The organism is Microcoleus sp. Pol1C5 (genome assembly GCF_036701115.1).
Taxonomy (GTDB): Bacteria; Cyanobacteriota; Cyanobacteriia; order Cyanobacteriales; family Microcoleaceae; genus Microcoleus.
Window position 1 is genome coordinate 72,591 of sequence record NZ_JAUBQE010000034.1, and the last position, 14,636, is coordinate 87,226.

Annotated in this window: 16 protein-coding genes and 3 pseudogenes; 9 read left to right on the forward strand and 10 right to left on the reverse strand. The window is 43.6% G+C overall.

Annotated elements, in window-relative coordinates; translation table 11 throughout:
• The first annotated feature begins 9 nt into the window (after positions 1 to 9).
• Positions 10 to 432 (forward strand): hypothetical protein, encoded by a 423-nt coding sequence (locus QUA23_RS19240; protein ID WP_333078344.1) that lies wholly within the window; start codon positions 10 to 12, stop codon positions 430 to 432.
• On the opposite strand, the gene QUA23_RS19245 is transcribed toward QUA23_RS19240, so the two are convergent.
• Positions 374 to 1,603 (reverse strand): hypothetical protein, encoded by a 1,230-nt coding sequence (locus QUA23_RS19245; RefSeq protein WP_333078343.1) that lies wholly within the window; start codon positions 1,601 to 1,603, stop codon positions 374 to 376. The genes QUA23_RS19240 and QUA23_RS19245 overlap by 59 nt on opposite strands.
• A 178-nt stretch (positions 1,604 to 1,781) precedes the next feature.
• Between QUA23_RS19245 and QUA23_RS19250 the strand changes: the two genes are divergently transcribed.
• From QUA23_RS19250 to QUA23_RS19260, 3 genes are all read left to right on the forward strand, one after another.
• Positions 1,782 to 2,015: a hypothetical protein gene (locus tag QUA23_RS19250; RefSeq protein ID WP_194012320.1), complete on the forward strand. Its 234-nt coding sequence runs from the start codon at positions 1,782 to 1,784 to the stop codon at positions 2,013 to 2,015.
• 152 nt (positions 2,016 to 2,167) lie between these two features.
• Positions 2,168 to 2,788: a Uma2 family endonuclease gene (locus QUA23_RS19255; protein WP_333078342.1), complete on the forward strand. Its 621-nt coding sequence runs from the start codon at positions 2,168 to 2,170 to the stop codon at positions 2,786 to 2,788.
• A 33-nt stretch (positions 2,789 to 2,821) separates the two neighbouring features.
• Positions 2,822 to 2,968: a hypothetical protein gene (locus QUA23_RS19260; protein WP_333078341.1), complete on the forward strand. Its 147-nt coding sequence runs from the start codon at positions 2,822 to 2,824 to the stop codon at positions 2,966 to 2,968.
• Between the two features lie 310 nt (positions 2,969 to 3,278).
• Here QUA23_RS19260 and QUA23_RS19265 read toward each other — a convergent pair whose 3' ends face one another.
• The 3 genes from QUA23_RS19265 to QUA23_RS19275 all read right to left on the reverse strand — a co-directional run bounded on the left by QUA23_RS19265 (position 3,279) and on the right by QUA23_RS19275 (position 5,159).
• Positions 3,279 to 3,599 carry a hypothetical protein gene (locus QUA23_RS19265; protein ID WP_333078340.1) on the reverse strand — a complete coding sequence of 107 codons (321 nt, stop codon included), beginning with the start codon at positions 3,597 to 3,599 and terminating at the stop codon, positions 3,279 to 3,281.
• Positions 3,600 to 3,784: 185 nt separating this feature from the next.
• Positions 3,785 to 4,144, reverse strand: coding sequence for a hypothetical protein (locus tag QUA23_RS19270; protein ID WP_333078338.1), 360 nt, complete (start codon positions 4,142 to 4,144; stop codon positions 3,785 to 3,787).
• Between the two features lie 283 nt (positions 4,145 to 4,427).
• Complete coding sequence (locus QUA23_RS19275) at positions 4,428 to 5,159, reverse strand: hypothetical protein (protein ID WP_333078336.1); 732 nt, start codon at positions 5,157 to 5,159, stop codon at positions 4,428 to 4,430.
• A 381-nt stretch (positions 5,160 to 5,540) separates the two neighbouring features.
• On the opposite strand from QUA23_RS19275, the gene QUA23_RS19280 reads away from it, so the two are divergent.
• On the forward strand, positions 5,541 to 6,995 hold the full coding sequence (locus tag QUA23_RS19280; RefSeq protein WP_333078334.1) for an AAA family ATPase: 1,455 nt from the start codon (positions 5,541 to 5,543) through the stop codon (positions 6,993 to 6,995).
• Positions 6,996 to 7,067: 72 nt separating this feature from the next.
• On the opposite strand, the gene QUA23_RS19285 is transcribed toward QUA23_RS19280, so the two are convergent.
• Positions 7,068 to 9,128, reverse strand: coding sequence for a bifunctional 3'-5' exonuclease/DNA polymerase (locus tag QUA23_RS19285; protein ID WP_333078332.1), 2,061 nt, complete (start codon positions 9,126 to 9,128; stop codon positions 7,068 to 7,070).
• Positions 9,129 to 9,643: 515 nt separating this feature from the next.
• A pseudogene (locus QUA23_RS19290) lies at positions 9,644 to 10,186 on the reverse strand (MBL fold metallo-hydrolase); the annotation flags it as partial.
• A 93-nt stretch (positions 10,187 to 10,279) separates the two neighbouring features.
• Between QUA23_RS19290 and QUA23_RS31090 the strand changes: the two are divergent.
• The 4 genes and pseudogenes from QUA23_RS31090 to QUA23_RS31105 all read left to right on the forward strand — a co-directional run bounded on the left by QUA23_RS31090 (position 10,280) and on the right by QUA23_RS31105 (position 11,424).
• On the forward strand, positions 10,280 to 10,504 hold the full coding sequence (locus tag QUA23_RS31090) for a transposase family protein (protein WP_445243505.1): 225 nt from the start codon (positions 10,280 to 10,282) through the stop codon (positions 10,502 to 10,504).
• Positions 10,479 to 10,568, forward strand: a complete 90-nt coding sequence (locus QUA23_RS31095) for a transposase family protein (protein WP_445243506.1) — start codon at positions 10,479 to 10,481, stop codon at positions 10,566 to 10,568. The genes QUA23_RS31090 and QUA23_RS31095 overlap by 26 nt, the downstream gene beginning before the upstream one ends.
• Before the next feature lie 57 nt (positions 10,569 to 10,625).
• Positions 10,626 to 10,805 carry a hypothetical protein gene (locus tag QUA23_RS31100; protein ID WP_445243508.1) on the forward strand — a complete coding sequence of 60 codons (180 nt, stop codon included), beginning with the start codon at positions 10,626 to 10,628 and terminating at the stop codon, positions 10,803 to 10,805.
• A gap of 4 nt (positions 10,806 to 10,809) precedes the next feature.
• A pseudogene (locus tag QUA23_RS31105) lies at positions 10,810 to 11,424 on the forward strand (ISAs1 family transposase).
• A 413-nt stretch (positions 11,425 to 11,837) separates the two neighbouring features.
• Here QUA23_RS31105 and QUA23_RS19300 read toward each other — a convergent pair.
• The 4 genes and pseudogenes from QUA23_RS19300 to QUA23_RS19325 form a co-directional block, all read right to left on the reverse strand.
• Positions 11,838 to 12,740: an IS4 family transposase gene (locus QUA23_RS19300; protein ID WP_333078331.1), complete on the reverse strand. Its 903-nt coding sequence runs from the start codon at positions 12,738 to 12,740 to the stop codon at positions 11,838 to 11,840.
• A 197-nt stretch (positions 12,741 to 12,937) separates the two neighbouring features.
• Complete coding sequence (locus QUA23_RS19305) at positions 12,938 to 13,150, reverse strand: hypothetical protein (RefSeq protein ID WP_445243507.1); 213 nt, start codon at positions 13,148 to 13,150, stop codon at positions 12,938 to 12,940.
• 302 nt (positions 13,151 to 13,452) lie between these two features.
• Positions 13,453 to 14,178: pseudogene (locus tag QUA23_RS31110) on the reverse strand (IS1 family transposase).
• Between the two features lie 322 nt (positions 14,179 to 14,500).
• A partial coding sequence (locus QUA23_RS19325; protein ID WP_333093930.1) for a leucine-rich repeat domain-containing protein occupies positions 14,501 to 14,636 on the reverse strand: 136 nt, incomplete at its 5' end.

Here is a 14,636-nt window from a genome sequence, read left to right on the forward strand (position 1 = left end):
GAGAAATTTATGATTGCCAATTTGAACAATCAGCCGTTACCTGACCAAAATCCGAAGCAAGTGCAGTCGCAAATATCGGGTGTTTTAGTTGCACTAGACGACCCATTCGATGAGATGGTTTGGGATTACTGTTTGAGTCAAACATACCCAATATCGGAACAGATTAAGATTGTACTGAGTGCTTTCTGGGGACCGTTTGCTGCCAAAAATGCTAGCAAGTCTCCAGAGCGAGTGCGAGCAATAGCTTGTTATTCACTGCAACAATTAGCAGCTCAACAAAAATTGATTGACTCAGTGTTTGAACTGTCAAGTGAATTAACTAAAAATCCCGAAGTTATTGCTGTTCCCAAAAGGAAAAATAGTTGTGAGGCACTCAATCAAGTTTGTGTCTATCCTCAATCTGTTCTAAATACTGCAATTCGGTGGGAGTAAGAGCCGTTGTTCTTTCTAACAAGTTGAGGATTTCTATCTCAAAAGGATCTAGATTTCCTAATTGGTGAAGTCGGCCAGTGCGATCGCAAATTTCTTGAAGTCCGGGTTGATTTTCGAGCGGTACAGCAGTAAGAGCCGAGTGTTTGAAGGTATGCAAATTCATGGCAAGAGTAGAGATGTGCCGCATCCACACGGTAGCCGTTTTCTCGCCCACTGACTGAATGCGCCCCAACCGACCGTTAACGTCCTGGCGATCGGGCGCGTACACTTCCACCAAGGAACCAATTTTGAGCGTCAGGTGGTGGGCGATCTTAGGTTCGCCTTCAGGTTTTACTTTTTTGTCGCGCCCCTGTAAAGTTTTGGCAACCTGAGCCGGATTGCTGCGAGTGTCGTTTGCCAAAGCGATGACCTGCTTCTTGGTCAGCCCAGCAGAGCGATTCAGTATTTTCCACTTCACTTCGTCCCCTCCAATAAAACTGAGAGCATCCACAGCTCGAGTAAATTGGGCATCCCGGTAAATCGTTCTGGGGGAAGCTTTGAACCGTTCTCCTAACTCTCGTGCTGTTTTGTCTGTCAAGCTGCCATTTTGACAGCTTGCTCCTTCTGGCATTGTTTTGTCTGTCAAGTGGTCATTTTGACAGCTTGCCTCATCTGGCATTGTTTTGTCTGTCAAGCTGCCATTTTGACAGCTTGCTCTATCTGGCGATACTTTGTCTGTCAAACTGTCAAAATGACAGTTTGCCGAACGCTTGCCCCCGTGAGATTCCTTGGTCAGCTCGTACCAGGTGCCGCGCAGGTAGCTAACGGATTCTGGCGTCAAGCTGCGCCGTCCCAGTTGGTTGGCGATCGTCCAGACCTTGACTGCATTCCGACTGTCAAAAGACATCTCTACAATTTTGTATGGTATGCCGTGCGCGGTACAGATGGCGAACCTGTTGTGGCCGTCGATGAGAAGCTTTTCCTCGGCCCAGACTACTAACGGATCGCGGCATCCTTCCTCCAGAATGCTCGCTTGCAGGGCGACTTTTTCGTCTTTACTCAGGGGAGGAATGAGAGATTGAAATTCGGGGTCGATTCGCAGTTGTTTCGCAGCACAAGAGGTAGACCCTCCAATACCCCCCGGCAAAACAATTAACGCTTGCGGCTCCCGATCGTCTGCTTCTGATTGCATTTGACGCATTCCTGGCGAGTTTGTTGAATGCAAGGCTCGCCCGCGCTCGACCGCAACCGGAGTAGGGGAGTCAGCGCGGGCAGGAATTTTCTTGAACTATTCAACACTAACATAGTTATCGTCGAGAAGCCTCCAGAAAATGCGAAAATAGTAAAAAAAAGGAAATGCTATCGACGCTATGTCACCCAGGAAAGGAATTCACCCCCATCCCAACTCACTAGCCAACCTCAACCGCTCTGGGGGACAACCCCGCTATGAAGAACCCAAGAAGCAAAGAAATATCCAGGTAACGTCGGTGGGATGGGAGGGAATTCGCGCGATCGCCATTGAACGCGGATTGAGCCTCAACGAGTTGATAGAACAGATTGGCAGGGGTCTAATTCCCCTTGGCAATGGTGAAAAAAGTAACTAATCGCCAGATATGGAAAGGGAGGTTAGATAAAAAAATTTTTCTATCAACTCGTTACTAGAAGTTTTATTGATAGTAATGACGGGTTTTTTATCGGTAAAAACTTCTTAAAAGTTACGCTTTTGTGCCGTGTAAATCTATCAGGAAAAAACACAATGGTTCAATCACCTCCAAAACTTATAACTGTGGATGAATTTATTACAAACTACGGCGACAGCGATTGCTACGAACTGATTGATGGTGAATTAACCGAAATGGAACCAACAGGGCCGCACGAACAAGTATCCGGTTTTCTGGGACGAAAACTGAATGTAGAAATTGACCGCCTGGATCTACCCTACCTTATCCCCCCTCGCTGTCTCATCAAATTATTAGGAACAGCAACAGCCTTTCGCCCCGATGTGCTGGTATTAGATGAAACTCGACTGATTAATGAACCTTTGTGGCAACAAGAACCTGTAATTACATCAGGTTCCTCAATTAAACTGATTGCTGAAGTTGTTAGCAGCAACTGGCAAAACGATTACGCTCGCAAAGTTGAAGATTACGCCCTGCTTGGAGCGCCTGAGTATTGGATTGTTGATTATTTGGGCATTGGTGGCAGAGAATATATTGGCAAACCCAAACAGCCGACAGTTACAATTTGTACGCTGCGAGAAGACGAGTATCAAAAACAGTTGTTTCAAAATGACGATCTGCTTATTTCCTCAATCTTTCCCGGCTTGCAATTAACAGCGCAACAAATCTTCGCGGCAGGCAGATATGCTGCTATCTAGCTTATATCCAGGTAACGTTCGCGGCAGGCAGATATGCTGCTATCTAGCTTATATCCAGGTAACGTCGGTAGGATGGAGAGAATTCGTGCGGTCGCAATGGAACGGGGATTGAGTCTCAACGAGTTGAGCAAACAAATTGGCAAGGGTCTGATTCCCCTTGGTGCTGAAGAAAGTAACTAATAGCTTGGTCAGGAAAAGGAGGGTTCATTCAAAAAAACTTTCTATCAAATCGTTACCATAAGTTTTTTTGAAATAAAGGACTAATTGGCTTGTTGATTCGCCGAGCCTGCTAACTAACTTTCAAAATTTGCTCAATTAGGGAGACAACTTGCTGCGGTCGATGCTTAAAATGCTTCTTGATTTGAAATTTTAACGAATCTGCTGGCACATCTTTTTTGTTGAGTTTCAGGCGAATATGATCACTTTGTGGGAGAGTGGAATTGAGCGCTCCAATAACGGTGCGGCATTGTCGAAGAGTCAGGCTATCGACTTAAATGAAGGGTAGATTTAATGTGTCGGTATCGAGTTGAATATTAGAAGCAAATTCGGCTTTAACTTGTAGCGAAGAGGTGAGGCGCTGTTCTTCTGTGGGTTCTGGAGTTGCTGCCGATTCGGTAACAGCAGGAAAGGAAGCAATTTCATTGAGAAGAGGCACAAAATCTGGGGCAAGTTCTGCTGAGAGTTTTTCAGAAGGATTCATTCGCTTCGATGCTAACAGCGTAGCGATATAGTGAACAATTAAGCCACCGTAACCAAAAATTACCACAGTTTCAATTGTGAGGGTGAGAAAATGCTGAATATGTTCGTACATGATTATAATTTATTTGCAAGTGGAGCATCTCTCAAACGCGCTCGCGTTTAATATCAAAACCTTACTAAAGCCTTCTGAGAATGCGAGCGCAAGTATCGCAAACGGAACTGGTGCGGTGGGTGGGCGGGCAAAACAAATCCTGCTTGGAGCAGGATTTTATCCCCTTTATCGGGGGTCGTCATTGATTATTTGACAAAATCATCAATCTCTTCATTATCGTCAGTTGCCTTTTTCTTATGAGAAGCTTTGACTGCCGATTCGATATAACGGAAGTGCAAGTCAATCACTGCTTGCTCAGATGAAAGCCAGTAAACGTTGCTCAAGATTTCTTCAAGCATCTCGTCAGCCGAGTAGCCTTCATATTGCTTGTTAAACCAAGTATTGAACGCTTCCCAGTCAAGAGCTTTACCTTTCTGCAACTGTCGTTGTTTGGCACGTCCCGTTAACTCGCGGGCAACGTGCAAAAACATCTCGAAGCGCTGTTCTTCAATAGTTTCTGCAAATTGCTTTTGCATCGGAGTTGGAGCGGATTTGCGATTAGCCATGATTAACCCTCAAGCGTGTTTTTTTTCACAACTAAAGCGACGGCAGTCTGCTAATTACAATTAATTCAAAAAATTTAGTGGGTGGGTGAGTGGGTAAAATTAAATTCACAACCAAGGTCAAAGTTTCCTTGATTGTGAATTTGTTGGGTCTGCTTCCCAGAGCGTCCTGATTCGGACGGTGGCGACAATCATTACCCTGAATCGCAATTCGTGGAAAAGGCCTCGATAGAGGCAAAAAAATGCTCTGCTTTTTCAGCAGAGCTTTCTAATCAAACTTTAGCAATTATTCGTCGTCTTCCTCAAATTCTTCGTCTTCATCTAAACTAAAATCATCCTCCTCATCGTCATCATCCTCATCCTCATCCTCATCGCCTTCGGAGTCTTCGTCATCCTCATCAATTTCATCGAGTATGTCATCAATTTCATCATCTTCATCATCGAGTTCGTCGTCCTCATCTAGTTCTTCAGTATCTTCTTCAGAGGATTTAGCTAACTCGTTGCGACGCTTTAAGCTTTGAGCATTGAACTCCATTAAATCGGCAATGGCAGCTTGCGGGTTGTCAGCAATTGTATCGTAAAGTTGGCTCATCGCTAAGGCAACAACTTCGACACCATACTTGAGTTCCTCGGGCCGGCCAACTAGCTTGGGAAACACAGTATTGTTCCACTCTTGCCAGTCGAACTTTTTACCATTGCCATTACCGTTGCGCTTGTTCAACTGAGCTTGAATATCCAATCCCAGTTTTTCGCGAATTGCGTGGCCAACCTTTGTCGAAATACGGCTATCGCGACGCTGAATTGTCACGCCGTACTTCTTATGAATTGTATTGCGAATCTGTTTGACTAGCTCGCCAGCAAGTTGCTCGGAGCTGAGGTTAGGTTGAGGTTTTGATTTGGCTCCATTGTTACTGCCGACAGTTTGACTGTTCTGTTTTTCGGGCGGTTTAGATTTAGCAGGCACTGGTGAATGAGAGCGAATGGGAGTGGCTGCGGTTTGCTTTTTACTTGTGACCATGATTGACAATTTAACTTGCATAACATCAATTTATGAGTGCCGTTAGGCACAATTACCCCCTCCAATTGAGGGGGAAAACTTCGCTCATTAGCAGGACGCTAAATTTTAATTATCTTAGTTAAACTTTTATGTTAAACATCCTCTATTTAGATATATAAATTTATGAAATATTTCACGATTTCGTCTAATTTAAGAGTCCCTCAAACTCCAATATTTGCCCTAGAATATTACAGTGCAGACCGCCAAAAAATATTGTCATCATTTCATCAGTACGCCAGTGAGTGTTGTTTACCTGTTTATTATTGGAATCCTGGCTATGCAACTCTTCAACAGGTGCGGTGTTTGGATAAACATCTCCCGAATTTAGGTTGTCATTCTGATATGACAAGCGTTTCAAATATTTCCCAGATGTATAATAGTGAATGCGTCTTATGTAAAACTGAGCTATCTGTCGAGAGTGATGTCCTGCAATTTCTGCTGGAAAATGACTGCCCCGGTATCTTTTTGTTAGAGGATATTTTGGAGTCAGACAGTACCGAACAGCCTCTTGTCCGCCGTTATTCTCAATTGGCTAACGCATTCTTTGAGCTGAAAGGGCGTTGGGCCAACCAATATTGGGTACTGCTGGGTGAGTACATCCAACTGCCATCAAAGCTAAGTCCATTAATTCCTCTACTCAAATATCCGTTACCCGATCGTTTTGAAGTCGAAGTTCTTGTAGATAATTTTTGCGATCGCAATTGTTCCCTTGATTTTGGTTCAGATGCGGTAGCTGCTAAAAAACGGCTGGCTGTTTCGAGTCTAGGGCTGCCAACTGCTGAAATTGAATTAGTGTTAGATAGATCGCTCTCTGTGACCGCTTCAGTTGTCCAAATCGCACAGTTGGTATTGGAGCATAAAATATCGCAACTTCGAGACCAGGGGTTGGAGTTCATTGCTTCTCCAGACGTGCCTCATGCTGGCGGTTTAGATTTATTAGACGCTTATTTGAGCGAAGTCGTAAAGCTGTCAGAAGCTGATGCCAAGAAATATCACCTCAGACCTCCCAAAGGAATGCTGCTGTGGGGGCCGCCGGGGACGGGCAAAAGTTTGAGTGCAAAGCTAGCTGCTAAGAAGCTAGGTTATGCGCTTTTAGCAGCAAGTTGGGGCAATATTATAGGTTCCTCTAATCCAGATCGCGCTCTCAACAAAATGCTGGATACAGCCGATAATTTGGGCGGCTGCGTGCTGTTCTTTGACGATTTTGACAAGGGTTTTTCTGGCTGGGAATCAAATGCTGATGGCGGTGTAGCTAGGCGACTGTCGCAGAAATTGCTCACATGGATGCAGGAGCATGAAAGCCCCGTGTTAATGTTAGCTACTGTTAACCGCTTAGAAATGCTGCCGGCTGAACTTATCCGCAGATTTGACGACGGCGGAATCTGGTTTGTGGATTTGCCACACAGCGGCGCTCGCTATGAGATTTTCAATTTGCACTTAGCTAAGTATTTCCCAGAGCAGTTTGGGGAAGGAAAAGAGAATCTTTGGAGCGACAGACAGTGGTATTCGCTACTATCTGATTATGCCGGAGCAACGAGTGCTGAAATTGCGATCGCAGTAAAGCGCTGTGCTGAGCGAGCTTATTGTGAAGGGCGACCTGGTAAAATTGAATTGGCCGATCTGCGTTATCAGAGAACTCAGTTTGTGCTGTCGTCTGAGCGTTCTTCTGAAGATATCCAGGGGATTCGCAACAAAGCGTCCTTTGCTCGGCCTGCTTCTGGGAGGGATGGGTCTAAATTTGCGGCGGGAGAGCAAGAGTTATTCGAGTATCGGCCATCTGCTTACGATAAAACTTGAGTGCATGATAAATCGCAATAGCATCGGTTCGTTTTCTCCCCTCCCCACTCCCAATCTTTCCCCGTTAATCTCTTACCCTCCCCAACTTTCCATCACCTTAATTTCTACCTCGCAAGGAATCGGAGAGAGAAACTTATTCCCAGCTCTCACCATACATTTTTTAAGCAAGGCTTTAACTGGCCTCACTTCTTCAAGAGGACACTCTATTAAAATTTCATCGTGAACGACACAAATCAGTTTAGCACCAGTGCGGCTCAGAGGCATAAAAAGTAGAGCAAGAGCGAGTTTAGTAATGTCAGCGCTCATTCCTTGAATTGGGTTATTTAGCATCTCATTAAGCAACGGTTTAGTATCTTTTGACCATAATCTCCTTCTGCCTAAGACAGTCCGACTCTCTCGAATACCTCGGCTCCAGGCGCTCCGAACTTTGCCGTGAAATTGTTTGATACCTGTATAGGATTCAAAGAACTTCTTACGAAAGTGTGAAGCTTGTTGCAGCGTTAAAGTGACTCCATGCTCTGCTTGAGCCATATTCTTAAATTTCGTAACTCCCATGCCATAAATTAAACCGAAGTTAATAATTTTGCCGAGCTGTCTGTCTTCGAGAGTAATTTCAGATAAGGGTTTTGCTAGCACCAAGGAAGCTGTGAGAGAGTGCAAATCTTCCCCTTTGGAGTAAGCTTTCACCATCGTGCGATCGCCGGAAACCTTCGCCATGATCCGCAGTTCAATCTGGCTGTAATCGGCTTTGAGCAGGACGTAACCGGGTGCAGCTTTAAAACACTGTCGGGTTTCCTTATCTCTGGGGATATTCGTTAAATTTGGCTCTCGACAACTAAACCGTCCTGATCTAGCACCAATCTGAAACCAATTGGGATGAATGCGCCCTGTAATCGGGTGAATGCGTTCAGGTAAACCCAGAGTAAAAGTATCGATACGAGCCGATAAACTGCGGTATTCTAACAGTGCTTGAATAACGGGATACTCGCCTTGCAAAGGAATTAAATGTTGAGAGCTAGTGGAAGTAACAGGAATACCTTTTTGTTGCAAAGCGGCTAAGACTTGCTTGGGAGAGCGAGGATTAATTGTATCCGTAAATTCTGGCAGCAGAGAGATTTGTTGGTGAGGGTTAGGTCGATGGAGTTGCAAATTAATTTGTTTTAAAAGAGAGTCGCGTTGATGACAGAGCTTCACTCCCAAAACTCTCCACTGTTCTCTATCTAAAAGCATTCCGTTAAGTTCCATAGAAGCCACCGCAGGCAGACAGGCAAACTCTAGTAAAGCAGTTTTCCAAAGCTTAGAAGCTTTCAGTTTTTGTTGCAGAGCAGCAGCCAGCGGGAGTAAGATTGCAGCATCGATAGCAGCATATTGCAGTTGAGCGAGTGTTAAGTTTCCCGACCAATCGCTAACTTGCTGCGTTTTGTCTAGCTTTACTTTCAACAAATTCTCAGTGACAGCCTCTAGGGACAAATGGCGTTTTAGTCCCGCCGTCAGCACTCGGTAAGCCAAATAGGTATCGAAAAAGGGTTCGGATGGTTCTAGTCCGGCAAAAGTGAGCATTTGCCATTCAAATTTGAGGTTGTGACCTACCTTGAGTATAGGACTGGCTAAGAGCAAGCGTAATGGTTCGAGTTCGCTCGATTTAATGGCCCATAAATCTACAATGATTACTGGATGGTCAGGAATGGCAAGTTGTAACAATCTAATTTTGGCTTGGTAGGGGTCAAGCCCTGTCGTTTCGCAATCTATACCGATGATTTTTGCTTGTTGGAATGGTTGAAGGGCTGTTTCAAGATTGAAAGCAGTATCGATCAATTGGTAAGGAGTTTTAAGTGTAGCTGGCAACTGAGGTTTTTGATTTTTATCGGTTAAAACAGTTGGAATAGCTGTTAATATTTCAGGATTAAGGGGAGGATTAGCTCTCATCATTACTTCCGTTTCCAAAGGAAAGTAAAAGGAGTCCGGGCTGTCAATACCTGTTTGGTGTTTTGAGTAACGCTTGAGGATGTCTTGTGGGGTTAGCGGTTTCATTGCACGATCGCCAAAAATTTTCAAAGCTGCGATCGCAAGATCGGTTGGAAAAATAAACTCGATCGAGTTGAAGCAGTAAGAAAACCACCCTACGACAGACATAGCTACGTTCTCAGCCCCCATAAGGCGACAAGTGAAAACCCAAGACACTGGGAGAATCCAGAGGAATTAGATCCCGAACGCTATAAAAATGCGACGACTAGCGATCGAATTGACGAAGCAAAATCTCAAGAAATCGGATTTGCCCGATGCCCCTTTCATCAAGACACATTTGAAGTAAAAGACGGTAGAAACACTGAGATAACTAATAGTGCATTTGGCACGGTTTACAACATTACCGAGGGCAAGGTATCTCCCGTATGTGACTATGCTGGCTACGCGCCTTTCGGTTTTGGATATCGTCGCTGCGCTGGCGAGTTGCTCGCGGTTGAGGTGTTCAAAGATTTTCTCAGAAAGGTGTGGAACGACAAAATAGAGTTCGAGAAACTCGACCTATCAGATCCAGAAACGCTTCCTGTCGGACTCAAAACAGTTATGGATGACAACATTGGGTTCACCAAGCAGATGTTTTGACTCTCCCCATCTACTCCAGACTCAGTTGAGTAGTGGCAATTTCCCTAAACGAGATTGTCGCAATGCTCGTTAGCTGGCACCGCTTCCATAAGCTTTTCAGGAACAGGTAGATTTAGGTTCGCCATCAACTCGATGAACTCAACCCGATTTCGCCCGACAAATCGAGGATTGTGCCGTTTTTCTTCCCCAATCGTGGAGACACTTTGTCCCCGGTAGTCATGGGCTGGATACACAAGTGTTTCTTCTGGTAAGGTAAAGAGCTTTTGCGTGACGGAATCAAACAACACCCCAGCATCACCACTCTGGAAATCTGTGCGTCCACAACCTCGAATAAGTAAAGCATCGCCTGTTAAGATTCGATCGCCATTGACTTGATAGGTCATGTGGCTATCGGTGTGGCCCGGCGTAGCGATCGCTTTAATCAAAATACTATCCAGTTGCAGCATTTCACCGTCTTGAATGAAACGATCTGCACTATTCGCTCGGGCGCTAGCTGGCACTACACTAAGGCAACCTGTTGCCTGACGGATTTTAGCGGTGCCTGTAATATGATCCGCATGAATGTGCGTCTCCAGGCAGTAACGCAGGGCGAAGGCATCTAAATTTTATGTTAACAGAATATGGTATATTGGAGGAGAATTCTTGAGTATCCAAAAAACATTTAATTAGAGTTTACCTGTATGAAACTCAAACCTAAAATCACCATCGCCGACCATTTTGCCGACTTAGAAGATCCCAGAATTGAGCGAACGAAACATCATCAATTAATTGATATTATCACCCTCTCAATTTGTGCCGTGATTTGTGGTGCTGATACATGGGTGGATATTGAAAGTTACGGGCGCAGCTCAATACGAATGGTTAAACAAAATTTTAGAATTGCCGAATGGCATACCTTCACATGACACAATTGCGCGAGTATTTTCTCGGCTAAAACCGGAGCAATTTCAGAAATGTTTTTTGAGTTGAATTCAATCTATTAGTTGCTTCAATCCCGGAGAAGTAATCGCAATTGATGGCAAAACTATTCGCCATTCTTACGATCGGGGAGGAGATAAAAAAGCCATTCATATGGTCAGTGCTTGGGCGACGAGTCAAAGATTAGTTTTAGGACAAGTTAAGGTTGATAAAAAGTCTAATAAAATCACAGCCCCATCCGGCTTTACTCAAAGTATTAGAATTGAATGGAAGCATTGTCAGCATTGATGCGATGGGCTGTCAGAGGTCAATTGTAAAGTCAATTGTCGAACAAGAAGGAGATTATGTAATCACCTTAAAAAAGAACCAACCATCCCTGTATGCCAGAGTAGAACAGTTGTTTAAACAAGCAATTATACAAGAATTTTCGGGATTTACACATACAGCTCATTCGACGAAGAAAGAGAATAATCATGGTCGCTCATAAATCAGACATTACAACCATGTTAAGTGACATCAAAGAGCTAATTGACCCGACAATCAATGGGATAAACTTCACAGTATAGGCTTGATAGAATCCGTGAAAATGGTGAAGGGAAAAACAACTATTGAAACTCGTTATTACATTAGTAGTTTACCAAAAAATGCTCAAAACCTGGGTGAATCAGTCCGCAGTCATTGGGGAATTGAAAAGTCTTTACATTGGGTATTAGATGTGGGTTTTCGTGAAGATGATTGTCGGATTAGAAAAGATAATGCTCCGCAAAACTTTGCTATGATTAGACACATCTCGCTCAATCTTTTGAATCAAGAGAAAACTTCAAAAACTGGAGCAAAAAATAAGCGACTTCGAGCCGGGTGGGATGATGACTATTTGACCAAGCTCCTCGCTGTTGCAGTTAACTAAATTCTCTCTCCATAACTCATCATTAACTCTTATACAACTTGGAAACAGTGGTTGTAATAGTTTTATTTTCTCAAAATTAGCAGAAGCGTAAAAACCACCATTAATCAGTTACTGTTTTCTTACTAAAGTCATTACAAAGCGTGTCTGTAGCTTTTCAGGGGGCGACAACGAGGCTAAAGTGGTTGCCCTATAAGCTTTATGGCTCTCAATCCCTTTTGATAAAATGGCTTTTTATGGGGAACTAAACTCAGCATGGACTCTACCCACTCCTGACAAGAGTCAACAGCAATTAGCCAATTAGAGCCATACAAACCAACCCAAAAGTTACTATGTCTTCTTCTATTTCTACCTGTTTCTTGAAGCCGACAAACATATTTCTCTTGTCCCTGAAGCTTAGTTCTTTTTCCTTGCAACTACGCCGAAGTCATGGCTAGGGCGATTAAAATTATTAAAGCAATCAATTTATCGGGTGATGCTTGAGAACCCTCTAGGTTATATCCTCCGGTTTTACAGTCTTTAAACATTGCTTCGATACCGTAACGTTTGCTGTAAACCCCGATCGCACTTTTCAAATCCGGCAGATTAGTTAACAGATACCAAGGTTCATCTTCTTGTTTGCCTCGATATTTCCTCTTCCAATAAGCAGCTAAGTTAAACCGAGAAAATCCTTTCTTTTGAGTCAAACTAATTTGCAGATAGAAAAAATTCATCCCTGGTTGAACTGGAATGGTATCTAGCGATTGAAATGGTTGTCTTTTTTCTCGGAAAGTGGTACTGCATTTTTGACGGAGGACGAAACTCAAACGCTGACGGTGCAACCATTCTGCCAGCTCTATGCTATGAAATTCGCGGTCGCCAACAATCACTAATTTATATCTTTTTAATAGCCGAATTACTGGGCGTAATACTTGTTGCTGTTCGACTAAATTAGAAGCCCCACGTTTATCTAACAGCGTCCAGAATATAGGAAACGCTCTTTTTTGAACGATCGCGCTTACCATCAAGACATTATACTCTTTCCATTGAGTTCTATCCAATGCAATGACTAATTGACTCCCCACTTTTAGCTGACGGGCCATTACCTCTTTGATAATCGGGAACCACAGCACAAGTATGCTGAGCGCTTTAATCTGTAGAAATCGTTGTATGTGGCGGCGACGACTACTTTGTAAGATCGGCAATTGCAGGGTGGCCGCTAATCGTTCTATTCTGACTTCTTTTTGAGTCTGTAACAACCATACCAACATTTGAAGAGTAAGTAATTGTGTTGGGCTTAGGTATTTTTCCAGGAGGTCGTGATAGAATGAGGGTAACATTTTATTGATTAGGGTCTTGTGGTATTAGTGAGACCCTTCTTTTTTATCACAACTGGGTAGTTTTTCGCTCTTGAGATTATTTTGTCAATAAGCCGAAATTTTTGAGGCTGGTCGATCGCGCAAAAACATTTGCCTGTAAAGGTTCAGGGGCGCTTGTCGCCCCCTGAACTGTAGCTTCTTTGAATGGTGAATTTATCTCAAAATATACTCACCACTGATGAACAGTGTTCAATAAGATGCGTTCCCCCTGGGCAGTAACGCAAACTCAATTCCAACTCATCCAGCAACTTAAGATCTCGATCGACTTGTTCTAGCACCTGAGCGACGAGGATTGCTGCTTTGGTGTCTGGAGCCGCAATCAAATAAGAATAGGTGCTGGATTCTCGATGGAACAATTGACGAAATAGCATCTTTTTCCGTTCGATAGGTAATAGCATTCAGCAGGTGTTTGCAAGTAGTTTATTCAACTTGCAAAATTGATCCCAATTCCACTAACAAAGCAGATTTGATGGTTGAAATTCTGAGCGATGCTTGTGGCAAAATCTGGCGCGATTCGCGCCCTTCGACAGTCCGGGTGCTGGTAATGTATAGCAGTTGACAGTTGACAGTTGACAGTTAGACGAGCATCAAACTGTTGATGCTACAAGGAGCGGGGGTAGTCCCCTGAAGGAAAGGATCGAGAATAAAACTGAATTCAAAGAAAAGTAGGCATTTAGAGTTGTAAATTAGCATTGTAATGATGTACAAACCGCCAAATAGCAGCAATATGATTTTCTAATTTTTTAGAGAAGGCTAAGCTCTTTCTTACCAGTCGAGATACTCGTTGTCGAATAGTACAGTTAAAACGCTCGATATAGCTAGTCAAACCACTATCTTTATCTACGCGGCGCGATGACGAATGCTTGGCAATACAGAATCATAAGCACCCCAATGGTCGGTATAAATTACTGCCGATTGACGGTACACTGGTGGTATTGAATCCCATAAAGCAAGAGCCGATGCGGCGCTACGATCTCCAATATGTACACCAACAATTTCCCTAGTCTCGGCGTCCAATGCCAGCCAGACCCACTGCTGATTTCCTTTACTATCAACGAATGACCATAACTCATCCATCTGAACATTCAAGCGCTTTTTTTCCTTGGGAGTCCGCGACACTTGCTTCTTAACAGCAGTCGCTTGGCTATTAACATATCGCTGCACTGTATCTTCTGACACTTGAAGCACCCGAGCAATCCCTGCCTGAGAAATACGTTCGCATTTGCATCCGTGACATTAACTCTTTTTGTTCTTCTGTAATAGGCTTCCATGCAGGATTTAAAACAAATTGACGACCACATTCTCGACATTTAAAATTTTGTTTGCCATCCCGAGTTTTACCGTTTCGACTAACTTCTTTTGAGGCACAATTAGGACAATGGGGAATCTCTACTTTCATATCATACTATGATAAACACTTCTCTCTAATAGTAACTTGCTCGATCCTTTCCTTCAAGGCACTACCCAAAAGTTAGATTGTCGAGATAGAAGTAAGACGCTGTAAGGCAAAGTGTAAGACAGTAGGCAACAGGTGGTGGCTATTTTTCCAACGGCCTGAAACCAGCTTTTTCTTTTTAGTAAAAATTTAGCCACCCATCGAAAAAATCCCGCTAGAGGCTTAGACGAGGATAACTCCACTTTTCCTACTCACTCCAAAACCTTGTTCTAGTTGGGGATACTCTAATTTTCTGAACTCTCAAGTTTTAAGAGCTAGGTTCTTGTTACCAATTACAGATAGACTCTGGCTTGAGAGGACAAGTCTTGGGTGCGCTCGAATTTCTGCTGAGGTAAAGAGCGGTCAGTTTAGTCAAGGATGCTAGCGGTTTAATGTCCTTGATTTGATTGTTGTTGAGGTTG